This is a genomic window from Haloplanus ruber (genome assembly GCF_024494725.1).
Lineage (GTDB): Archaea > Halobacteriota > Halobacteria > Halobacteriales > Haloferacaceae > Haloplanus > Haloplanus ruber.
The window spans coordinates 17,369-38,893 of record NZ_JANHDK010000008.1 but is presented as its reverse complement, the minus strand read 5'-3'; the positions used below and the strand labels follow the sequence as shown (position 1 = coordinate 38,893).

At 54.3% G+C, this 21,525-nt stretch carries 17 protein-coding genes and 3 pseudogenes; 9 read left to right on the top strand and 11 right to left on the bottom strand.

Translation table 11 applies throughout. The annotated features are described in order from the left end of the window. Positions 1-118: 118 nt before the first annotated feature. Positions 119-325 (bottom strand): annotated as a pseudogene (locus NO878_RS17025) (IS5/IS1182 family transposase); the annotation flags it as partial. Between the two features lie 375 nt (positions 326-700). Between NO878_RS17025 and NO878_RS17425 the strand changes: the two are divergent. Next, on the top strand, positions 701-913 hold the full coding sequence (locus NO878_RS17425) for a DUF7837 family putative zinc-binding protein (protein WP_484494524.1): 213 nt from the start codon (positions 701-703) through the stop codon (positions 911-913). Between the two features lie 235 nt (positions 914-1,148). Next, positions 1,149-1,496 (top strand): DUF6788 family protein, encoded by a 348-nt coding sequence (locus tag NO878_RS17020; RefSeq protein ID WP_256407163.1) that lies wholly within the window; start codon positions 1,149-1,151, stop codon positions 1,494-1,496. 65 nt (positions 1,497-1,561) lie between these two features. Here NO878_RS17020 and NO878_RS17015 read toward each other — a convergent pair whose 3' ends face one another. From NO878_RS17015 to NO878_RS17005, 3 genes are all read right to left on the bottom strand, one after another. After that, the gene (locus NO878_RS17015; protein WP_256407162.1) at positions 1,562-1,993 is read right to left on the bottom strand and encodes a TRAM domain-containing protein; all 432 of its coding nucleotides are present in this window, start codon (positions 1,991-1,993) and stop codon (positions 1,562-1,564) included. Between the two features lie 189 nt (positions 1,994-2,182). Further along, positions 2,183-2,941: a hypothetical protein gene (locus NO878_RS17010; RefSeq protein WP_256407161.1), complete on the bottom strand. Its 759-nt coding sequence runs from the start codon at positions 2,939-2,941 to the stop codon at positions 2,183-2,185. A 283-nt stretch (positions 2,942-3,224) separates the two neighbouring features. Beyond that, positions 3,225-5,618: an ArsR family transcriptional regulator gene (locus NO878_RS17005; RefSeq protein WP_256407160.1), complete on the bottom strand. Its 2,394-nt coding sequence runs from the start codon at positions 5,616-5,618 to the stop codon at positions 3,225-3,227. Between NO878_RS17005 and NO878_RS17000 the strand changes: the two genes are divergently transcribed. Then, positions 5,589-6,317 (top strand): hypothetical protein, encoded by a 729-nt coding sequence (locus tag NO878_RS17000; RefSeq protein ID WP_256407159.1) that lies wholly within the window; start codon positions 5,589-5,591, stop codon positions 6,315-6,317. The two genes, NO878_RS17005 and NO878_RS17000, sit on opposite strands and share 30 nt — an antisense overlap. On the opposite strand, the pseudogene NO878_RS17370 reads toward NO878_RS17000, so the two are convergent. Continuing rightward, positions 6,300-6,434 (bottom strand): annotated as a pseudogene (locus NO878_RS17370) (DUF5817 domain-containing protein); the annotation flags it as partial. The gene NO878_RS17000 and the pseudogene NO878_RS17370 overlap by 18 nt on opposite strands. Before the next feature lie 607 nt (positions 6,435-7,041). Here NO878_RS17370 and NO878_RS17420 point away from each other — a divergent pair. The 3 genes and pseudogenes from NO878_RS17420 to NO878_RS16990 all read left to right on the top strand — a co-directional run. Beyond that, positions 7,042-7,143: pseudogene (locus NO878_RS17420) on the top strand (DUF7983 family protein); the annotation flags it as partial. Between the two features lie 298 nt (positions 7,144-7,441). Beyond that, positions 7,442-8,041, top strand: a complete 600-nt coding sequence (locus NO878_RS16995) for a hypothetical protein (protein WP_256407158.1) — start codon at positions 7,442-7,444, stop codon at positions 8,039-8,041. 66 nt (positions 8,042-8,107) lie between these two features. Next, positions 8,108-8,953, top strand: coding sequence for a hypothetical protein (locus NO878_RS16990; RefSeq protein WP_256407157.1), 846 nt, complete (start codon positions 8,108-8,110; stop codon positions 8,951-8,953). A 369-nt stretch (positions 8,954-9,322) separates the two neighbouring features. Here the strand turns inward: NO878_RS16990 and NO878_RS16985 are convergent, their stop codons facing one another. Beyond that, positions 9,323-9,616: a hypothetical protein gene (locus NO878_RS16985; protein WP_256407156.1), complete on the bottom strand. Its 294-nt coding sequence runs from the start codon at positions 9,614-9,616 to the stop codon at positions 9,323-9,325. Positions 9,617-9,735: 119 nt separating this feature from the next. Then, entirely contained in the window at positions 9,736-10,719 is a 984-nt protein-coding gene (locus NO878_RS16980) for a DUF7983 family protein (RefSeq protein WP_256407155.1), read from the bottom strand. A gap of 755 nt (positions 10,720-11,474) precedes the next feature. Between NO878_RS16980 and NO878_RS16975 the strand changes: the two genes are divergently transcribed. After that, positions 11,475-12,755: a Cdc6/Cdc18 family protein gene (locus tag NO878_RS16975; RefSeq protein ID WP_424020099.1), complete on the top strand. Its 1,281-nt coding sequence runs from the start codon at positions 11,475-11,477 to the stop codon at positions 12,753-12,755. Between the two features lie 596 nt (positions 12,756-13,351). Here NO878_RS16975 and NO878_RS16970 read toward each other — a convergent pair. After that, positions 13,352-14,680, bottom strand: coding sequence for a restriction endonuclease (locus NO878_RS16970; protein ID WP_256407153.1), 1,329 nt, complete (start codon positions 14,678-14,680; stop codon positions 13,352-13,354). Positions 14,681-15,085: 405 nt separating this feature from the next. Between NO878_RS16970 and NO878_RS16965 the strand changes: the two genes are divergently transcribed. Continuing rightward, on the top strand, positions 15,086-16,816 hold the full coding sequence (locus NO878_RS16965) for a hypothetical protein (RefSeq protein ID WP_256407152.1): 1,731 nt from the start codon (positions 15,086-15,088) through the stop codon (positions 16,814-16,816). A gap of 918 nt (positions 16,817-17,734) precedes the next feature. On the opposite strand, the gene NO878_RS16960 is transcribed toward NO878_RS16965, so the two are convergent. From NO878_RS16960 to NO878_RS16950, 3 genes are all read right to left on the bottom strand, one after another. Further along, positions 17,735-18,901 carry an ISH3 family transposase gene (locus NO878_RS16960; protein WP_256407151.1) on the bottom strand — a complete coding sequence of 389 codons (1,167 nt, stop codon included), beginning with the start codon at positions 18,899-18,901 and terminating at the stop codon, positions 17,735-17,737. Between the two features lie 290 nt (positions 18,902-19,191). Further along, positions 19,192-20,088, bottom strand: coding sequence for a TIGR02391 family protein (locus NO878_RS16955; RefSeq protein WP_256407150.1), 897 nt, complete (start codon positions 20,086-20,088; stop codon positions 19,192-19,194). Positions 20,089-20,156: 68 nt separating this feature from the next. Beyond that, positions 20,157-21,035, bottom strand: coding sequence for a DUF4238 domain-containing protein (locus NO878_RS16950; protein ID WP_256407149.1), 879 nt, complete (start codon positions 21,033-21,035; stop codon positions 20,157-20,159). 121 nt (positions 21,036-21,156) lie between these two features. Between NO878_RS16950 and NO878_RS16945 the strand changes: the two genes are divergently transcribed. Further along, positions 21,157-21,525, top strand: a complete 369-nt coding sequence (locus NO878_RS16945; RefSeq protein ID WP_256407148.1) for a hypothetical protein — start codon at positions 21,157-21,159, stop codon at positions 21,523-21,525.

The window sequence follows — 21,525 nt, the reverse complement described above, 5'->3', positions numbered from 1 at the left end:
GCGACGCCGAACTTCTCTTTCGCCATAGCTAACACAAGCTGAAAACAGCGTGCACCAAGTGTACGACGATTTGAACTTGTCTAAGCTGATTCAGCGATCCATGTGAACTCTTCTATGACAGGCTCTTGTAGTAGCAGTGCAGAAACCCACGCATCATTTCGGGTGGTTTGTGAACTCGTGTTCGCCCCGTCTGCGCCGGGGCGAACACGTCGAACTCTTCGAGAAACTCGAAGGAGAGATGCTCAAACAGCGCTAGTGTCTCAGTTTCCACGACATTGAAGAACGTCTCTACCGTAGGATTCTCTTGCAGGGTCGCTGGGCTCATACCACCTCAGCGTTCACCCTGCTCTCTGGTATGAGAACTGTTCTATGACATCCTCTGAGCAGACAAAGATATCCAATAAGAAGAGTTCTCCGACCGTAGAAGCACGAGCAGAAGCCCTTGTCACAGAAGTCGAAGACCACTACCCAGAGTAGTAGTTCGAAGTATCGATCTCGCCTACAAGATACGGCTCACCACTCTCGGCGATCTTGGATTGTCACTGTAACTGCGCGAACAGTACGCACGATCCACAGTCACGCTGCTGTCCTCGAACAGTACTTCCACTCCGCTCGCCCGGGATATAAGTCACAGAGCACATAAGTTGATGTGAGGGAGCAGAGTGAGGCCAGTCTCAACAACTGGGTCCGCTCTAAAACGATGTCACACGCTCCCTCTCCCCTAAAAAAGCCCCGTGAACTCGTGAGGATGGCTCCTAATAGTTCAGAGATAGTCCGTGGCGCCTGCTCGTTCTGCGGCGAGACAGTCACTGGACGACATGCGATCATCCGGTATGAAACAGCCACCGGTACCCCAGGCCTGTGGGCTGAATGTCCCGGCTGTGGCGAGATCGTCGACCCCACCGATGATTAGTAAACAGTTCATCCAGCAGATCGTCAGGCTCGAGCCGTCATCGACAACGCACCACGAGTGCCGTCACTGTGGGTACAGTGTGGAGCAGGACGTCGATGAATGTCCACGGTGTGGCTCTCACGAAATTGCTGCCTACGATCTTGAGTAATTGCTGAGGTGGTCACGGTTGGTAGAGAAGGTTCAATTCCTTATGTAGCATCCGAACGCTAACATGGCACCGGTTGTTACATAAGGTATGGAGCAGCCGTCACCACCTACCTCGCTCCCGAAGTATCTCGCGGAGGGGCTCCCCAAACAGGATACGGAGACACTCCAGGAGGTACAGAACTATATTGAGACGCTCATCGAATATCGCGACCAGTCGGTCGACACTGACGAGCTTCCCGAGGCTGCCGAGCCCGTCGACGATCCCGATGGCGCAGGAAGCGGGACCGTCGTCAAAGAGAAAGTCACCTGTGGCGACGACAGCTGTAAATGCGCAAGTGGGGATCCTGCGGATATGCACGGTCCGTATCTCTATCGCTACTATCGTGAAAATGGGACGATGAAATCGGAGTACATCGGGAAGCCGGGAAGCGAGTAGGGTGGATCAGGATAGTCGGGGTTCCAACGATTCCAGTCAAATAGACAGTTGCCAGTAAAACGACGTTACAGAGCCCGTGAGTCGGGTTCGACGATGCTGGCAAACGCGACGTTCTCTTTGACTTGCTCGATTTCGACCGACGGCTCATCACCTGGTTGTCCGCCGGGGACGATCACGACGTAGCCGCGTTCAACCTTCGCAATGCCGTCACCTTGATCACCAGTCGTCTCGATCGTCACGTCGCGGACTTCACCTTCGTCTACGGGAGGACCGTCCGACATCGGAGTTGGTTCTTGCGCAGCCGATTGGGGTTGCTCTTCCTGAGTCTTCTTGCTTGTCGAGGATTCTGATTTCAAGATCGCGACGCGATACGTTTCGTCGGCAGCAAGCGCGTCGTGTTCGATTTCATTCGCGGGGACATCCACGATATATGACCCGTCACGTTCTTCGATTTGAGCACTAAACACAGAACGAAGCGAATCAGAAATCTCGATCATCAGGTATCACGACTTGTAGCTAGTCAACGTATCTAAATCTCGCGTTTTGCGCTGCTCTGAGGTGGTAATTTAGCGTATGCTGAAGAGAACACGCAGATCCCGAATAGAAACTCCTCGAAAAGTTAGCAGGCCAGATCGGTCAGTACAGGTGGAAGGTGCCCCGTGACGGAGAGATCAGCGAGACATCGACTACCTGAGTTGGAGATAGTAAACCGGAACACCGAGAGCGACGGTCCCCGTTATCAACTGACGGGACCAGTGCACGGAGAAGATGTCCCACATATGGAGATAGGGAACGGCGAGAGCGAAGGTCCCGATCAGAAAGGCAGCGCCGATATCCCAAGCAGCGAAGCCGTTACCGCTCTGTTCTGGGGGTCTAATCGTATTGTGTACGAGGACACCTGAGACCAATAACACCATCAAAGAACTACTGATCACCAAGGGGAGGTCTGACAGATCCCACCCGTCTCCGTGCCCCAGAGCCCCCGTTTGAAAAACATATGCTTCTCCCTCGTCTTCGATCACAGTATATAATTCGCTTTCATCGACGTTGTGCCCCACGGCACCGTACTGAAATTCACCGGGGACATCGGACTCGTAGTACTCATCGCAGGTAAGTGTCCACTCATGGCAAAGAACTATCGTAAATGAGTCGTCCGCAGCAGACCGTGTCCTGTCGAACACCTCTTTGGCAACGGGAGACAGTTCATTATATTGGTAGACACTCGTCTCGTCCGTAACCGCAGAGTGTTCAATCGATTCAATATCGTCAGCTCGTTCGACTATCTGATTGTCGTAGTATCCGTCAAGTCCCGTATCGCTGTACGGCGATGAGATAGCTCCTGGGTAAGAGAAGATGAGACCGATGAGGGCTAGCGCCACGACGACCCGAATCAGACTGCGGGCGGTCGGGCGATTCGATTCCTCAATGAAGGACGGAATATTCACAGCCGTATGTCCTCCTCTCAGTCGGTGAAAATCTTCTGGCGCGCCGCGTTAACAATACAAGACGCTATCTGAAACTGGTGGCAACCACAGCGATCAGTTCGCAAGCGCGTTCTATCGGCTGATCCGGCTGTAAATTCACGAAATAAATGTCGTGGCAACTCTTCTACGGCATCCTAGGAACAGCATGAGTGGCCCAATGGTATCGTCAAAAAATATGATGGCGATACCAGTGTACCAAGTCCCTACGAATCACCGGTGACAGACATCTTCATTCCTCTAGAACTCATCCAACAAGTTCCCCAGTAGTTGCTTCTTGGAGGCTCAACTGGCGTGGGCGTCTCCCCATTACCTCAGTCTCACATTCAACAAGGACACCACCAGCGACAGCAGCGTCCTCTCGATAACACGCTCTCGTAGTCACTGCCCACAGCGCTGGCAGCACCTCATCGAGTAACGGCCACGGCTCTGTGAGTTCCAGCAAGACATCGCCAGCGAACCCGGCTTCCTCTGGTGAGATTGGTCCGTCTGGCCCGTGATGCTCCCGGGCTGTCCGTAACGCTCCGGCCGCAGCGTGGACGTCGTTGCTGACGGTCGGATCGCTCACCCATCGCGGGTAGATATCCTGGTACCGCTCAGGCAGTTCTCCGTCATCTCGATCCGTCTCCGCAAACGACAGCTGGAGTCGGTAGCCAGCGTCGACCTCCGCGACGATTCCAGCATCAACGAGGTCAGGGAGGTGGTCACGAAGCGAGCGGGCCGACACACCGGCTCTCTCGGCGAGTACAGACTGCGTCAGGAATTCTTCAGCGCCCGCGAGTGCCACAAGGGCCTTTCGCGGCGTTGACGAAGCATCTCGGAGTACCTGCTCTGGGGACAGTGCTGCGATGATACGCCGGAGCTCTACAGACCGGATATGTCGCGTCTCGGCTTCCGGCTCTAGCGCTCGGGCGACGCCGTTCGCGATTGCGAGTGGTGACCGACACAGTCCGTGAAGCACCGATACCGCCTCTGGAGTTGTGAGCAGATTCTTCGCCTCGAGAGCTTCCTCAAGCAGATCCCGGTACTGGGCCCGACTCGTCGACGTCTGGACGGGGACGCGGACACCGATCTCGGGGGCGTCATCCCGGATGTCCCTCGGCGAGACGTTGGATCGAAGCTTCTCAGCGAACACGTCCTGGCGGTCGCCGTAATCACCAAACAGACACCACGAGCCGATGAGCTCACCGAACGGCTCTGCGGCGTTGACATCGACATCTAGTGACCACCGGAGGACCTCGTCACGATTCTCAAACAGTTGCCGAAACACCGACGCCATCCCGTATTTCGATGCAATCGCCGAGTTGATTCCAACGAACTTCGCGATAGCTGAGAGCTTCTCATCGGCAAAATCGCTCTTGAACCGGGGCATCCGACCGATTCGGAGGATGTCCACGCCGGCGAAGTCCAGTAACCGGGTCATTACGCCGATCACGCCGAGTGACTCAGTGAGAATCTTCGTCCGAAACGCCGTTCGAGAGTTGTACTCGCGGTACTCGCCGTGAGTCATGTCCCGCGTCATCTCGCAAATCTCCTCGAGAACAGCTTGTATGCGGTCACCAAACCCATCGACATCGTCGACGAGTTCGTCTTCTTCAGCAATCCACCCGAGACACGCACTGTTCTGTAGGATATTGGGTGCCTCTTGGAGCAGTCGGCGGAACTCACCATTCTCGTCGAGTCGCTCATCAGTTAGCAGATTGTCCCAGACAAACTCGTCACCCAACGACCGAGCAGTACAGACTGCCCACTGCATCGGATTGTCGACTTCGGCGGCCACAGCGAGCCGATCATTGTCCCAGTCCATGTAGCGCCGAGGAGCTGCCCGATCCTCCCACTCGGAAACCGCCGCATCGACAGTTGCGACGCCATTCTCGGGGGTCGCCGCGACGGCGGCCTGATACGTAGAGCGAGGTAGCGGTTGAATGGTATGGAGCGCTGGGAGGCGGTCGCGGCTCCAGCCGGTCCCCCCCTCACGTGTGTGCGCGGGTCTAGACTCCATATTGTCGGCAGATTTTCCGGTCCGACTCACAAAATTCTGAAGGGGTTTTTGTCGCGTTCCAGATCGGCCGATTTCTTCGAGGAAACGCACTCCAGCCGGGCGAATTGCGACTTTGCTCCCGTCGCTGGTCGCGATACGATCCGTCACGAGTTCGTGTTCGCGAAGCTGGCGCAGGTGGTACGCGACGTTGTTCCGAGACTGGTCGGGGTCATCGTACGGCGCAGCCTCATAGAGCGCCTCGTAGCCGGCTGTCTGGCCGGCTTCCGCGCCGATACGCTCAAGGGTTGCGACAACCTCACCGTCCGTCTCAAGCGCCCCACACGCGGCCGCAACGTGGTCGTCGACAGTTCCGTGAGCGCGCTGGCCTGTATCGCATTGAGAACTCACATCGAACGCTGCCACGTCCGGGACGTTCCCATCCAGTTCGTCGACATCGATCTCCGGATCGTAACTCCAAGCGAAGCGCCGCATCCAGATAGACGACTCAAACACGATCCTGACGTCCACACCGTGGCCAAGCCAACTGAGCAGCTGGACCATCTGCCGGCGTTGGTCGGCGTGGCCGATCTCCCGGAATGACTCATCGATCCGCACGGTGAGCGTCGGCGTATGGGCTGCGGCTGCGAGCAACGGCTTCACAACTCGGCGAACATCTTCGATCTCACCAGGGAACCCGATGCCAAGCGGGCCGAACTCTGCGCTCCCAAAGCTCTCGAGCAGTTCGAGCGCCTGCTGATGCTGCTCGGACTCGACGTCTTTACACAAGCTCAACAGCGTCGACGCAACGATCGACCCGTTGAGGCTCTCTGCGTCTGGAAGCGCCTCTCGGTCAACTGTCCCGAGCTGATCGTCGATAATCGATTCAAGCGTCTGCCAGGCGGCCCCATCAGCGACACCACCGACAAGTTCGCGCACGGCGAGCGCAATATCGGCTTCGAGGACGGAAACAAGACGCTGCCAAAGTTCACCCGGTCGGCTCTCTTTGTCGAGGCGTACTGTCCCAGACGACACGGCCGGGTACTGCTGAACCACCCAGAGACCCGCGTCCTCATCACAGCGGAGATCGCCAAGCTGACGAGAGCTCTGATCGGTTTTGTTGGGTGTCTCTTGCTCTCCCGTGTCGAGGTGCTGATCGTCTGTGAAGGCACCTGTAAGCACCTGTACGCCGAGTGGTTGGCCGACGAGGTCGCGGTCCCACTCGTCTTCAAGATCAGTGTAGTGGCCAACCTCGTCGAACTCAGCGCCAGCGTTACGAGTGTTCGCGAGAAGCGCCGCCCGTTGCTCAACAGCATTCTCCCATGTGTCCGCTCTTGTTCGACGTCGCAACTGGCCATCTGAATGCTGACTCCCACACCGGGGGCACTCACGAGCGTTAGCAGCGCCACTACTGACCGCATCCTCGATGACCCAGTGTTGGCTACAGTTGGAACAACCAACGACAGCGAAGCGACTCACGCCGCTGGCACACCTCCATGAGCCGGGTGGTCCTGCATAGTGCGCTCTCCGCGCACGTGCTCGACGCTACGGCCGAAATCGGATAATCGGCCGTTTCAGAGGCAGCAGGTAGTGCTAACGGCGAAAGCCGGAGATGACTCTCACCACCGCAACCATTAAGACCACTTCGGAAGTAATGAGGAATAGGACGATTCCTCGGACAGGTGCCATCCTGTCCCTTCCCAAGCGGCCCCTGCTGCCAACAGGGGAACTTCCCCCCTTTCTAAACATCGCCTAGCCGTGCATACTGCGATGTTGCGCTTGCCTCCGTCTTAATACTCACGCCGAGCGTCAGACATACATACAATTGCTGTTATTTTGCCCCGGTGTCCGTATTCAGGCGGTTTACACACCTCTAAAGCGGGTAACTGGCAATTAGGGTGGGTTCCACGTGGGAGCCCTCCTACGAATTCATCCAATCAGCATCCACGCACTCGGATACAGCTGTGAGTTCTACAAGCAACCTCAAGCATTTAGCGTCCAACGGTCTCAATACGAACATGTCGCTTCGGGTCAGCTGGTACAATCTCCTTGAGCGGTTAAATGATGTCCCGGAAAACCCGATCTCGACGTCTACGCGGATGCGTTCTTGCTTGTCGACGGGCTGAAGCGCCACGAGGTTACAGCGCTCGATGATTTTGAAACTGGAGTACTTATCGACCTTATCTGAGCACTATCTACGTGATGGAGCTCACCGTTATTAACCAACAGATACCAGCAGAAGCGCCAGTCTGTTGGTTAATTCATCGCAATGTAGAATTACGGAAAGCCCCGGTCACGCCAAGTAGTTGGATAGTCGGGGCCATCATTTCCGCCATCATCGGAGGGTACGTCGTTGGGCCCGATAGATCCCCGCACAAATTGTCTGGTGTCGATACGTAAAAGACGTATTTACACCCAATTTTTATCCCCCTACCGCTATATATTACGTGTATGACTGAAGTAGATCAGAAAATTCAGTTACGTGTATGACTGAAGTAGATCAGAAAATTCAGCTGGTCCGTGAGGCCGGGGAGATCGGGCTTGATCTCTTGGAGTGCGACACTCCGCCGGTCAGCCGGTATGCGCCCGAGGGCGACGACGGCGTCCCCATCTTCCAGGAGGACGAGCAGTTCTGGAGTGCGTGGACCCAGGCCCGCGACCTGGCGGCTAAGTTCGACGACGACCCCATTGTGGAGGAGGTACGAGACGACTCGGTTCCTCACTTCGCTATCCACACCCGTCGCCAGATCGGCGGAGAACGGTTTGCGAATGTGGGATTCGTCTACGGGGCGGATGGGAAGTGCGTCATCAACTTGGAGTTCAAGATCGAAGACGGCTGGCGGGCGATCAACGACTACCAAAAGGAGCTGACCGCGCTCGACATCGGCCGGCAGATTGCGGCGGTCGAGCTCGCCGTGCTGGCGAACGAACTCCAGTCACCCGCTGAGACCTTGGACTACTGGATGACGCAGACGCTCTACTCGACTCGGCAGTCTTCGTGGGCTGATGATCGGAAGGCCAGCCCGCAGACGGTCAGCGACCGGGTCCGGTCGGCGAAGGAGAAACTCGATTTCGAGGAGGCATGATGGCGGAATCTACACGCACTTATGTGAAGGCCCACCTGGCTGAATACAGCACCAACTGAATCACTAATGGCGCTCCTTCCCTTCCGTACCGATTCAAACACCTACTCGACGTCTGTGACGATGGACGCGAGCACTGTCGGTGATACGACGGTGACGGCAGCCGTGTATGCCTCTCGGGAGCTCGAACCGGCGATTCTGGAGGCGATCTACGATCACGGGAGTGGCATCGGATTCAAACCGTTCTACAACAAGGCGAACGACTACGAACACGCCGTCCGCCGAGACTTCACCGAAGCCGTCCTGCAGGAATTTCCGGAGCACATCCGTGTGTTCTCCCACCGCCAGAACCTGGATGGGAACGAGGACACCCAGCAGGTCGAAGCGGTCCACTCCGCGATCCACGTCCACGACATCTTGAACACGGTCGCCGAGCCCCCCGCGGTAATCGTCGATGGGAACGAGCAGCAGGCCAAACCGTTCGTCGCCGCACTCGGAGGGCTGCGAGACGATCGCCCGCTGGTGGCTCACTGCCAGAAGTCGGAGTTCTACTATCCGGCGGCACTTCTCGCCGACTTGGCCTCAAACCACCTCGCCCACCGGATTAACAGCACAGACACGATGCCGCGGGCAGGGGAGCTCGTCATCCCGGCCCCACGGGCGAAGCACCATCGTGGCCAGGACTGGGGGCAGGCTATCAGCGCGACCTATCGGAACTCGCCTGAGTACACCCCTCCGACGCTCCCGGCGCTTCGAGGCAACACTGTCCGAGAGCGAGTCAATTGCTGGTACGAGGGTGCCGTCATGCCGCATGAGGGTGTGGACGAGCCGATGTCAGACTCCGTTACGCGGGTGGTCAACGCTCTCCAGCGGAACGGCTACGATGACCTCGCTGAGAAACTCCGAGAGTTGTAACTGCTGAAGTTGGAATAGCGCCATTTCCCGCCCCCACGTCCGTCGAGGGACATGGTCGAACGGGCTCAACACGCTGGCGCGCAGCGCTCACTTACTACTACTACCGGCCGCGGTGATAAACCTTCACCATAACTAATGCGAGACGACGACGGTAACAAATCCACAGTCAGACAGTGATGATCCGATGAAGGCACCCACGTTCTTCGGTGTGGCTTATCTTGGACACGGTTCTGACCGATAGATCTCCAAAACTATACGCCCATTCTATAGATTGCGTATGTCTGGACTCGTGCTAGAGAACTTGACTCTAGTGTTCTTGTCACTCTCAACTGATCACCGTCATTGCGAGCGAGAGACTCGATAGACGATTCAGGACTTATCGCGACGCTCAAACACGGCGGCAAAGTCGTCAAGAAGCTCCTGGGGTGATCGCTCATCACCACGAGACGGGAGGGGTGCTTCCCAACATTCGATCTCGAGTGTGCGCGCATTCGACACCGACTCCGGCTCAGTTAGCACATTGAAGATGCCGGTGCGATAGATAGCCAGTATTCGCTGATCATGAACACCGACGTGGTCAATGCCAGCCCGATTCAGAACTGCTGGAATGTCGGTCGGCCCAGATAGCGAGATAGAGGCGCTTGGAGACGCCGAGTCGCTCATACGGTGGCTTTGTCCATCACACCAATAAAGACCTGCCTCGAGGAAGGTCCGGATACAGCATCAAGTCAATTCCCGTGGCCGGTCTGTCGTCTCCCAACGGGTACGGATGTGGGTACCGGCTACCCACCAGTTGAACGAGTATGGAAGGATGTCCCGGAGTCAAAACTGGTGAGTTCGGTAATACGTTCTTCCAGTTCTTCGATTTCAGCTTGGAGCTCGGTTGTGTCTTCGTCGGCTCCAGCTAACTGGTCTTTGAGCCCTTGGAGACGGCTTTCTTTCATCTCGTCGTCGACGTCTGCCTTCCGTACATACTCGCTTTCGTCGATCTCGTACACGTCGGACTCAGAGAGTGACGTCACTTCCAGCGCATCGTCAAGTTTGCTCGTGTCGACACTCAGCACGCGCTCGGGGTCGATCCCTTCCGCCTCCAGTAGCTCAAGGACTGCTTCGTCATCTTTGAGTGTTCGATTCCGACGGACAGCTCGTTGAACGGACCCGTATTGCCCACTCACGGGTTGATCGTGATGGAGACGGTCAAGCAAGACGCCACGAACCTCCTGTCGAAGATCGTTGGCATTGCGCTGGACATCCGACAGCAATGTATAGAGGTTCACCAGCGTCGGCACGTCCAACTCCGTGAGTGACGTCACATCGTGCTGCTCGAGCGCGTCGATCAACAGAAGCGCATCTGCGTACACCGAAATGTCGGGCTCTTCTCGTGGACCATCGTCCTGTTCAACCGTGTGCGCATCGACAAGTGGCGACGCTGTTGGCGTCTCGCTTTCAGAGAGGGTGCCGTCCCGGTCGTCGATAGTGAATCGCGGATGGAGACTCATGACGGTGGCATACGGTTCAGCCCCGGGTGGGAGGCGATCGAGATCGAACGGCCCAGTCGCATCGTCAACGCGCTTGAACAGCGTCTCGAACTGCTCCCGCTGGAGCGGGACGGTCTCACTGTCGCCCTGATACTCGATCAGCACTCGGTGTTGCTGGACACCGGTAATGTGAAACGGCTTCTGAGAGAGCGGAGTGAAGAGTGTAGCGTCTGCTGGAAGCTCCTCCACGTTGTCGAGGAGATTGTCCCACGTCACTCGAAACGACATACTGGCGATTCAGTACTGCGAGACAAAAGCATACGGGCGTACGTGATTGAGCTCACCGTGATTAACCAACAGATAGCAGCAGAAGCGCCAGTTTGTTGGTTAATGGTTCGAACTTGTCCTCAGAGGATCTTTCCAAGGTCCCCAGTATTGTCTGGGTGTGGGGTGACAGAGGTCGTTTCGCGAGTTCCGTCTGTCCTGATTACTACCCCACCCCCCACTTTTCACGAGAGTTCTCGAATATATCCAGCACACAACTAAAATCGAGACCTACAGTTCACCAAGCACACGATTGTCTGCTACCACCCACCCCACTTTTCACGAGAGTTGCCCCAGCTCTCGTTTCTCTGTACGAACATACCAACGTGGTCGTACTGTCTACAATCCCCCTCCCCCCATTTTTCACGAGAGTTGCTGCTAGAGACGAGGTAGTGAAACGATGTCTGTGACTCTCTTAGCACTCTTCTACAGCACAATTAACCGCTACAGTAGCCGTGCGGATATGGTTCCGAGCGATGTGGTATAAAGGTTTGCGTGCTAGTAAAGTGATCTCGGCCCTCCCCCACCGTCTTTACCGCGGAACTCTCGTGAAAAGTGGGGGGAGGGGGTTCGTCAGCTCTGTCTAGTTTTGTTCGTGAATACTACCGTATCTGTGTGGTGTATCTATGTCTCATGAAGGCATGGTGTACACAGATGAAACTGATGAGACCCATGAAGGTGTGGTTTTAAGTAACGCCGTGGTTACAAGTCGAGTAATAATGGGGCTGGAACGGTTCAAACCCGATTCTACAATTTTTGCTGATGAAGCAGTGCTTCGAGACGGGTATCGGCCTGATCAGTTAATCGAGCGAGATAACGAACTCAAGCAGTACCAGTCGGCTCTGAAACCCGTGATCAACGGAGCACCACCGAAAAACCTGTTTCTATATGGGCAGACAGGCGTGGGAAAGACGCTCTCATCTCGAATGATTATTGAGCGGCTAGACGAGGATCAACAGAATCTAGATGACGTTGATGTACACTTTGCCGAATTGAATTGTAAATCGCTGAACTCGAGCTACCAGGTAGCTGCGAATCTGATAAACGAGTTTCGAGAGCCGGAGGAGCAGATCAAGCCGACAGGATATCCATCTGGGATGATATACACGATGCTATTCGAGGAACTCGAAAAACTCGACGCTACGCATTGCCTAGTAGTTTTAGACGAGATCGATGCTATCGGAAATGATGACGACATCCTATACAAACTTCCTCGCGCTAACGATAATGGGAATGTCAGAGATACGTCTGTCGGGGTTATCGGGATCTCGAACGATTTCACTTTCCGAGATAACCTTTCTGCACGGGTGAAAGACTCTCTGTGCGACGAGGAGATTCATTTCCCACCGTATGATGCGAATGAACTCGGGAACATCTTGAAGCAACGAGCATCCGAAGCATTCCACGATACGACTGCATCGCAACTTGATAATGGAGCGTTCGAGTTATCATCAGATATTCTTGAAGATGATGTGATCCCGTTATGTGCAGCGTTCGCGGCGCAAGATTCTGGGAGCGCCCGGCAAGCGCTGAAGCTGTTGTACAAGGCCGGTGATATGGCGCGTGACGAGGAAAGTGGCTGTATCACTGAAGAGCATGTTCGTCGTGCGGATGAAGCAGTTGAGCGGGATAAAGTGAGAGAGGAACTAGGACGACTCCCCACACAGTCAAAATTAACACTGTACGGACTATTGTTGCTCGAGCAGGAGAGTGCGCTCCCAGCTAAGCGAAATCGGATCTACGAACGGTATGTGTTGGCTGCAAAGCGTATCGACGCGGATGTCCGTACCGACCGCACTATTCATAACCGCTTGTCCCAGTTGACGCTGAAAGGATTTCTTGACGTTCGCGAGCAAAACAAAGGCCCGAAAGGTGGGAGTTACTATGAGTACGAGTTCTCAATTCGTGCAGACATCGTGCGTGATGTACTCCAAGGAGATAGTCGCCTACAAGAGTTGTTTGACGGGATTGATGGAGACATGACTCTCGACAAGTTTTGATACAGATCTCTTTTGACTGGTTCAACGCTAACTCGACTAACTCTATTGAACGGATGGTGTGTGAGATCGGCTGGATCTCAGCGTCGATCGATATCGGCGTATAGCTTGAAACACTCGAAACGCCGGAGTGTGTGAGGGCGGAGACGATCGACCCCTTGTCCTGCCAGTCGTTGATCTACTCTCACTTCTATCACGGCACAGATTGGCGATTAACTACGTCTCAGCAGTCGGAAGATCCGTAGCGTACGGGTCACTCCCAGCACACCCACTACGATCCGCACTCTTCTTACCGACCATGACGATTGGAAGCATCGACTTCGTAGTGTGAGACCAGATTGCCGCCCAAGAGAAACGTGTCCCTGACGAGTGTAAAATCAAGGCCATATCCGACGTTCTGCGGTTAGACAGCAAATACTGTGATTAACCAACAAAGATAGCAAAACGCGAAATATGTTGGTTAAGACGCCTCACCAACCTCGGGCTGAGAAGGTGAACCGTACGCCTTCTCTACCTGCCCACCCAGCAACAAACCCCGTATCTTCTTCGAAGAGCTGCCAAGACCGTGCGAACAACCAGGATGGGCGGCAATCCCCGATCTATTCTTCTCCTCCCGGTGGTTGAACAACATCTGCGAGGGATCGAACCAATTGGATCCCATTATCGTAGTCAGTCGTCACCCGATACCCTTCTTCATCCTGCTCGACGGCACCTACGCTGGGATGCGCAAGAAGTTGGAGGGCGGATCGAACCTCTTCGGTGGTTGGGATATCGTTCGAGTCCTCCATGCCCACGACGATCCACCGGACGTCCTCCGCTGTCTCTACGGCTCCGTCGGCACGCTCGAGAGCTCGAATGACCGCAAGCAAGGTCTCTCCAGCATCGATGCGGTCTTGGATGTACTCATCGAGGAGGTCGAGTCTGTCGTCTTGGAAGGCTCCCGAACGTGTCAAGAGGGCCAATATCTCCTCGGGTGGGACGGCATACTCGTCCCGACGATCGAGGAGCTCGACGAGGTCGTCGACGGCGATGGTTGTCAATTCGGTCGTCTCGGCATTATCGATCACCTTTGGAGCGAAGCTTGGGGCGACTACGATGGCGTGATCGGCTCCACGCTGGCGTCGATGCTTGTCCACGTTTGTGACCTCTAGCGAGTTGACTCGCCCGTTCCCTCGGGCCTTCACTTCGACAACGACGTGTTCGGGGGATCGGATCTCCACGTCGGTGTCACCCCCTCCTTCGATCCAGTCAGCGGCACAGCCCAGCCGGGAGAAGGCCTTCGCAACGAGTTTCTCGAACTCCTCGTGAGCGTTCCCATCTGTGCTGGCCGCCCGGAGTTGATCGGCGAGGTCGGGAGTGGGTCCGTCGTCTTCGTCGTCGACCGGGTGAACACGCTCGCCGGCATCGGTGAGGTCGGCAATGGCAGTTTCGACTGATTCCTCGCCAGAGAGTTGGTTGAGGCGCTTGTCTGCGACTCGTGTGAATCCCTGCGGGCGGTAGGTCTCGTCATAGCCAACGAGCTCGTTGAATTCCTCAATGTCGACGTCGACTTCCTCAACATCGGTGAGGAAGGTCATGTACTCCCACGGGCTTTCGTCGTTCCAGCGACCGTGTTCAACGTTCTCTCTCCAGAGATACTCCGCAAGGTCGGGGTCATGTCGGAGTTGGAGGACTTGTCCCCTCGCGACGAACGCGCCATCGTGGTAGACGAGCGCGATGTCGTTTCGCTCGACGTTCCGCCACGTCCCGTCTACTGAAGTACCCCAGACGTGGACGAGATCGTTGTCAGATGTCGTCCGAAACAGTTCGAGGTCGTCGTCATTGAGGTAGGACTCAATATCCGTAATTGGGTGCCCATCTCGGATGAACTGTTTGTAGTCCTCAAACGCGTCGTCGCGACCAGCTGGGAGGATCACGATTCCGGTCATGCTTGAGTGGAAATCACTAGTGGGAAGCAAATAATTGGCTACAATTTCACTGATTCTGTTGAAATCCTTAGGAACTGATAGGATCGGCGTGCGAGATACAGAGGGTGAGTACAACAGGTCAAGGTAAGCACTATCTGTTTAGAGGGTCGCGTTAAGTTAGGCTGAATTCGTTGCTAGCGTAGATTCTGGTCAGTCCCTTTACTGGCGTTTTACACCCTTAACTCCGGCACTTCAGGAGGTCAGAAACGACTACCGAGATCTGACGGTTCGGTTGTTTGAGTGTGACCGAAGATCGAAACTACTGTGTGATAGAAACCGGAAGACAGCGCCTTGTTCCATCCCCAAGTCCACACGACTTGGGTGAGTGGTGTGGTTTCAAAGTGGAAGCGACCAAAATAGACAGGTATGCCAACCGACGCTTCGCATGCCGACCGGGCTAAAATGCTACTGGAGGCTCCAGAGCGGTTTGAAGAACTCGCTGAAGATTATGAAGACAGCGTTCAGTTCTATGAAAAGACTGCCCGAAAGGTCCCGAGTATCGATGACAGTTTTGTGGCACTCATTGAATATCATCAGATTTTCATCAACCGGGGGCCGACTGAGTATGTCTATTATCAGCTTAATCGAAACACTGCTCGTAGCATTAAGAACATGCTGTTGGGGGACAGCAAATCCGGGAAAGTCTATCGAATCCACACACTTGCGGATGCTCAGCAACGGGTCACTGCTTACCAAGACCTTGGTATGGACGACTCTGCCCTCTCTCTTAACCGCGTTGTCAAGACCACTCTTGAAGAAATATACTACGATGACGCCCATCGAGGGCATGCGTATTCGCTCCTCAATACGTTCCTCGCAGATACTACTGATGTGGATCGGGAGGTTGTCGAGTTGGTAGCCCGAGCACGACTTGTCGAGAAAATCCAGAATACCACGACAGCCGACCAACGAAGTCTAGCGTTTGATGCGTATCTTGACCAGGTGCCGAACCCACTTCCTGGCGAAGAACTGTCTGGCGAAGAACTCCGTGCGACTGCACAACAGAAGGAGTATGATAATTCGGAACGATTCGATTATCACGAGGCTGCACTACACCAAGACGGTACGCTTGACGCACTGTTTGAGTACCTCTATGCCCGCAGCCGGGATGTCGCCGAGCGATATCGGCACCGGAACCGTGAGGAACCTTCAGCTGCTGAATTAGGACTCGGTAGGCGACAACTCGATATACTTCAAGAGATCGACCACGATTGGGAGAAAGAACGGGAGTCCTATATCCGTGGATACAACCACCTGCTGCGAGCGCAGGAAAACAGTGGATTCTCGTGGCACAGCGAACAAGAACCTGAGAAGGATATCTCATCGAATTTTGCGAAGGCAGCTGAAGAATATATTCAGGCCGCTGATGTAATTGAAGAATGGCATAGTGAACGCAATATCAAGTACGTGAGTAAAGCGTTCCGTCACGCTGCCAATGCAACCGATACCTGGGGAGCAAAGCGAGATCTTCACGACAACGCTATTGTTCTACTTATTGCTGAATCACAACAGCGAGAGGCCGGCCTGGATGCTATTGAACTTTCACGGGCACGCCACGAGTTCTGGAAGGAAGTCGCAGAGGCATATCTTGCGCTGGAAAACAAAGACCCCGATCGCGCTCACAATATTGCCCGTAATGCCAAAGACCGACTCAGCGACCTTCCGATGTATGAGTCGCCTCCTTATCATCTAAAACGAGCGTTATTGCTCGCTGGTGGCCGCCTCATAGAAGAAGAAGAAAATTACGCTGATGCAGCAGATCACTATGCATCGTTCAATGCCCCGGATGACGCTGTTGAACTTCGACAGACGCTCGCGCAAATCAAAGCCAAGGTTACTGCGGACAATCCTGACAAGGCGCTAGAGTTGGCGCGGAGTGAATTTGATGATGAGTCCTTAATAACAACGACTCTCCGCGTGCTAGCCGATGCCGAAATTGAGTCTGTCCGGTCTCATGGCACGTTGCCGAGCGAGTTACTTCGTGACGATACGGCAATTGAAGAGACACTCCAGTTACTGATAACCCTCTACATCAGCACCAACGAATTGGATTCAAGGCTTAAGGACCATCTCCGGATTGTATTCTTTGACTTATGAAAGGCGGTGGTACAGAATGGTTCTCAAGGTCTAAATCGCCGGAATTCAAGCCGATATTGCTGCTACATCGCTCTGAAACCTGTCGTCACTGAAATAGAGATCTGACAGTACAGGGGGTGAGAATCTTGATGACCATATATGATAAATTACTGAAATTACCAATTCTGTCTTTCAATTTTTAAGTAACTTCTTTAGGAGATTCGCGTCCTGTATTCAGCATAGCCTCTCAAAACTATCAATATCTGCCGATCTCAATAGAGCCGCTACGGTCAATGTCGACTGTGACGAGTGTTCTAGAGGTATTGATAAAGAGCAAGACAAACAGGTCACCCGCGGAAATCGGGTGGCTATAGTAGCTGCTCAACACTGTCGTAATTCCTTATGTAACTCTTGCTTCCCGTGTTGTCTATATGTTACATAAGGAAATGATATTGGATGTCGCGTGACCAAACCAAAAAACGTCCGTTGCAGGTTTGTCGTGCCACCGAGTGGGCGTAATTAGCGCAATAATCATAACCACAGTTGACGCTCTGCTATCCTCGACTACGATATGTGAGGAGCCCTATGAGTGCCGAGGCCACACCTTTGACACCAAGCATAGCCGAAAAGCAACCCGTACGTCCGCTTACTAAGTCTTTCGGAGGCGAATATTAAACCAACAATCTGGACAGCGAGTTACCCTTAGAAGAACTTCTCCGACTCATCGATCTTCGCCAACTCTTCCCTCAATACTCAGTACCTCACAAAGCATCCACAGCTAGCTGTTTCTGCGGCCTGAGTTCTGTCTCGAAGCGGTTGTACTGATGGTCTCGATGAGATGATTACGGACGGATCGACGGAGAGCTGTCGCTGTCGGCGGCGGTCAGCCGCCGACGCGACAGCGTTGCCACTCACTTTGCTGGCTTGCTCGGTCGGTGGTTAGCGGTGGAATCGGTCGTCAGGTGGCCGATTCGCGGGGACGGCCCGACGCACCGCGAGGGCCGTCCACGCAGCTCGTCGAACCATATTGACGAACTCCTTGTACGGCCACCACCAGAGGCGACGCCCGCCTCGGCGCGGCGTCGCCACATACTCGTAGTGAAGGTACCGCCAGACGTTCTGTAATAGCAGACTCACCACGACGTACAGCAGCCGTACCGTTGGATCTCGTGTGGTTGTTGTCGCTATCGCTTGTTCAAACAATCGATAGCTCGACTCGATACCGAACCGCTTGGTGTAGTGGTATCGAGCGTCGCGTGGTGAGTCGATGAACGGCGCGTCAGCGGCGTAGCCGTGACGCGCCACACCGTTCTCGTCATACTTCCCGTTTAGGTACGTACAGTCGATGTAGACGGGAAACTCGACGGTCCAGCTGTGACCGTCGAGTTTCCCTGTCAGATCATGCTGAATGACGCGACTCCACCCTTCCGAGAGCTCTTGCTGAATCGTCTTCCCCCACCGAATGATCGGGATCACGTACGCGTAGTTGTGCGCCTGAAGCAGCATGAGACACTTGCTGTCGTAGAATCCGCGATCAAGGTAGACGGCCTTGATCTCGGTGTCAAGGCCGTCGAGAATACCGAGGAACTCAGCGAGGACGCTGCTGGCGGTGTCGCCGTCTTCGAGACGGCGCACCGCCAGCGTGTAGCGTTTGTTCGTCACACGCGCGTAGAGTGTGGCGTAGGCGTGGAACGCGGTGGTTCCACGCTTCGCTACCGAGTGATAGAGACCGTCTGTATCGGCTTCGTCACCGTAGTAGGGTCGCAGGTGGAGGTCTGCGCAGACCTCCACCTGCTTGGGAAGCAGTTCATCGATATCCTTCCGAAGGAGCGTGTTAGCGACTCGTTCGAGCCGTTCCGGCTCGAACTTCGTCCGAAGATGGTAGAGGATCGTGTTCGCAGTGGGTGTATTCTGGCTCGACGCACAGAGCGTAGAGACAGAGGTCCCGTCGGCGCAAGCGCCGACGAGGACCTCATAGATGTCCTCAGCAGTAATTTCAGCGTTATTAGCTAACGAGAGCGGAACTTCCTCGTCAAGGCGGTTGACGAGAAAGTTAAGAAGCTGGTCCTCGTGAATCACACTGTCTGCTTGCTTGGTTTTAGACACACCTTCAGCAAGCAGACGTCTCAACTAACCGTCTTTGTGATGTACTGATACTATCTTCCGGTCAAGCCAGTCCTCCCTATCCTGCCAATAGCTACGCTTCTCCCTGCGCCGTTCCCGATACAACTCTTTCAAGCCTTCACGGATCTCAGGCTCATCCTCTCTGGAAGCGCTTTCCAACCGATCCATCTGAAGATGTATCTCCTCATCCAGTTCATCGACTAATTTCAAAGGGGGGGGGGCCTCAACCCTTACTGTTGTAGGAGAGCGATTCTGATGACGAGATTTCCAAGCTACAAGCCGTCACGACCAGCCGCTTCATCCTCAAGCACCGCCAGAAGAAGATCGACATAATGCAGGATCTGCATCGCACGCCGCTGATCGATTGAATCCTCATCTCTATGACTCGGGGGATTACGTAGCGCTCCAAATCCACCGGCAAACAGATACATCCAACCACGTTTCTCTGCCTCAACATCGGCAAATGTCAGCGGGCCGTCGTCCGTGCTAAACGCTTCTTGAGCCATTCCCATTCCAGTCGAATCCTGAGGGAATCCTCCTTCCTCACGTATTCTCTCTTCAAGCACCCGGAAAGCTGTACGGACAGAACTCTGGTAATGGCCGTCAACATACTCCGGAAAGGCGTCACTACGAAGATCGGGATGAGTAAGCTGGAGAATAGGTCCTTCATCTGGATCCTCGAAGATCTCATCCACCATATCCAGGAAATCCATCGCATTCCGCCTCTCCTGATGCGTGTTATCCACAGACCGATGGTAGTGACGAATCTCTCCTCGATGCCCTTGAGCATCCACCTCCAGCCGATAGTCATCTACTGTGAATCTTGCTTCCTCAATATCCTCGATATGATGTCCGAGGCGGCTATTGAATCCCGTTCCTGAATCTAACGGGACAGTTATCGACCTGGTCTGATCATCCTGCTCTCGGATATATCGCCGCAGTAGTTCGGCTACATCCTGTAAGTCAGACCAGTCCGAGAAGACAAAGGAACCACCAAAGGACTGAGTTGACGTACTGTCCCCTGGATACTGTTCGTGCGTACTGATATCAAAAAGCCTCTCGTCGCTATCCAGTTTTAGGATCGTCTCGACACGGAAACTACAGTCATCATTCTCCAAGTCCTCCTCTGAGGGATACTGGGACGAGGTAAACTCCCGTGAGATACGCATCTTAGTAGATGTGTACGACGAGACTGTAATAGGCGTTCCCTCGAAAGTCAAATCCGACCGACCAAGCCCTATTCTACAAAGCTGTCTGAGTAGTCCCGTTCAGCGTATTCTGGATTCTCCTTGATAACCTCTCTAGCGAACTCAAAATCCTCCAAAGGAGAGAAAACCTGCCGATGTGAGTGCTCAACCTGTAGCTTGTTCTGGAAATTGACGTGCTCCTTCTCCCTCAATTCTTCACGCTTCGACTTCACGAAATACTCTCCTGGATCGTATAACGCCAGAACAAGATCCGTGCTCAATGGGACGTGGACCTTAGACCCTGGTCGTTTAATCCCCCTCTTAGGATCAGGCTCCGGATTAATCGGGTTGAAGATCGCTATCGGATGATCGGAGGTCCACAAGGGGTACTCCGTCTTGTTCACGAAGAGGAACCAGTCCATCCGATAAAGAATGTCTGCAAAGCCTTGTAGAGCGTTCGCTGTCAACTGGGCCTGCCACTGCTTCGCACCTTCCTCCCTCGTACCAGCTTTCACGGCCTTCCGTGCCTCTTCTTCGCCTTCATCCTCCTCAACAATCTCCAACGTGTGCTCCGAGGCCTGCTTAACGATTTCCCGAAATTTCCTTGTCCGGATGTGCTGGTGGGAGAGAAAAAGGGAGATAACGTGCCTTTCCTCCGGTGTTAGAGCGGTGACATCGGCGCTGTCCACTAATTTGTCGTAAGCCTGGGAGAATACGGCTTCAAAATCTGCGAACTTGTTCTCGATAAACTGCTCGTCAGAGAGATCGTAAAAGTACTCTCCCTGTGCGATGTCCATCGTGTTAGAGCCGAACACCCTATCCTCCGGCAGATCGTAGCAGTACAGGTAGTATGGTTCTTCTGTGTTTTCAGAGAACGTATTTAGGTAAAATCGTGGGACGAAGTGCTGTCTCTTTGTCTCACGACCCATGAGCTTATCTGACTACAACTTGCGAGTGGATCCGTATAAACGCAACCTCAACTTAACCACGGGAAAATAGGGAACAAGACATCCACTACCGTTATCCGACGTACTAGTGATCTTCACAGTAATGCCGGAACAGCTCTCTCTAAAGGAACTCCGCCAGTACACCTTCGCAGCCAACGAACGAATCGCAGAGCAGGAATCAGGATACGAATTAGATGAGGAACCAGGCGAGTTCACTGCCTTCTATCACCGGGATCGAGGCGGCGTCGAGAAAGACGTCTTAGTACAGGATGTCGAGGAGATTATCGAGGAATCAAAGTGGAGCCCGCTGCTTGAAGATGGATTCGAGCGAGTGGCCTACTTGCTGGAAGGCTCGAACTCCATCCCTGTTGGCGAAACCGATGAAGGAGAAATCTTCGAACTCGTTGACGGTGGCGCAGATGGACTTGCCATCTCTGACCGAGTCCAGATCCAGCTCCGGCAAGAAGAATAG

What these genes read in the sequence shown, in the direction of transcription:
- NO878_RS17020 (WP_256407163.1), top strand. Translation starts at nt 1,149, where the DNA reads ATGGAGCAGCCGTCACCACCTACCTCGCTCCCGAAGTATCTCGCGGAG.
- NO878_RS16995 (WP_256407158.1), top strand. Translation starts at nt 7,442, where the DNA reads ATGACTGAAGTAGATCAGAAAATTCAGCTGGTCCGTGAGGCCGGGGAG.
- NO878_RS16985 (WP_256407156.1), bottom strand. Translation starts at nt 9,616, where the DNA reads ATGAGCGACTCGGCGTCTCCAAGCGCCTCTATCTCGCTATCTGGGCCG.
- NO878_RS16965 (WP_256407152.1), top strand. Translation starts at nt 15,086, where the DNA reads ATGCCAACCGACGCTTCGCATGCCGACCGGGCTAAAATGCTACTGGAG.
- NO878_RS16980 (WP_256407155.1), bottom strand. Translation starts at nt 10,719, where the DNA reads ATGTCGTTTCGAGTGACGTGGGACAATCTCCTCGACAACGTGGAGGAG.
- NO878_RS16955 (WP_256407150.1), bottom strand. Translation starts at nt 20,088, where the DNA reads ATGCGTATCTCACGGGAGTTTACCTCGTCCCAGTATCCCTCAGAGGAG.
- NO878_RS17425 (WP_484494524.1), top strand. Translation starts at nt 701, where the DNA reads ATGTCACACGCTCCCTCTCCCCTAAAAAAGCCCCGTGAACTCGTGAGG.
- NO878_RS16950 (WP_256407149.1), bottom strand. Translation starts at nt 21,035, where the DNA reads ATGGGTCGTGAGACAAAGAGACAGCACTTCGTCCCACGATTTTACCTA.
- NO878_RS16945 (WP_256407148.1), top strand. Translation starts at nt 21,157, where the DNA reads ATGCCGGAACAGCTCTCTCTAAAGGAACTCCGCCAGTACACCTTCGCA.
- NO878_RS17015 (WP_256407162.1), bottom strand. Translation starts at nt 1,993, where the DNA reads ATGATCGAGATTTCTGATTCGCTTCGTTCTGTGTTTAGTGCTCAAATC.
- NO878_RS16975 (WP_424020099.1), top strand. Translation starts at nt 11,475, where the DNA reads ATGGGGCTGGAACGGTTCAAACCCGATTCTACAATTTTTGCTGATGAA.
- NO878_RS16970 (WP_256407153.1), bottom strand. Translation starts at nt 14,680, where the DNA reads ATGACCGGAATCGTGATCCTCCCAGCTGGTCGCGACGACGCGTTTGAG.
- NO878_RS17000 (WP_256407159.1), top strand. Translation starts at nt 5,589, where the DNA reads ATGGGCTGCGGCTGCGAGCAACGGCTTCACAACTCGGCGAACATCTTC.
- NO878_RS16990 (WP_256407157.1), top strand. Translation starts at nt 8,108, where the DNA reads ATGGCGCTCCTTCCCTTCCGTACCGATTCAAACACCTACTCGACGTCT.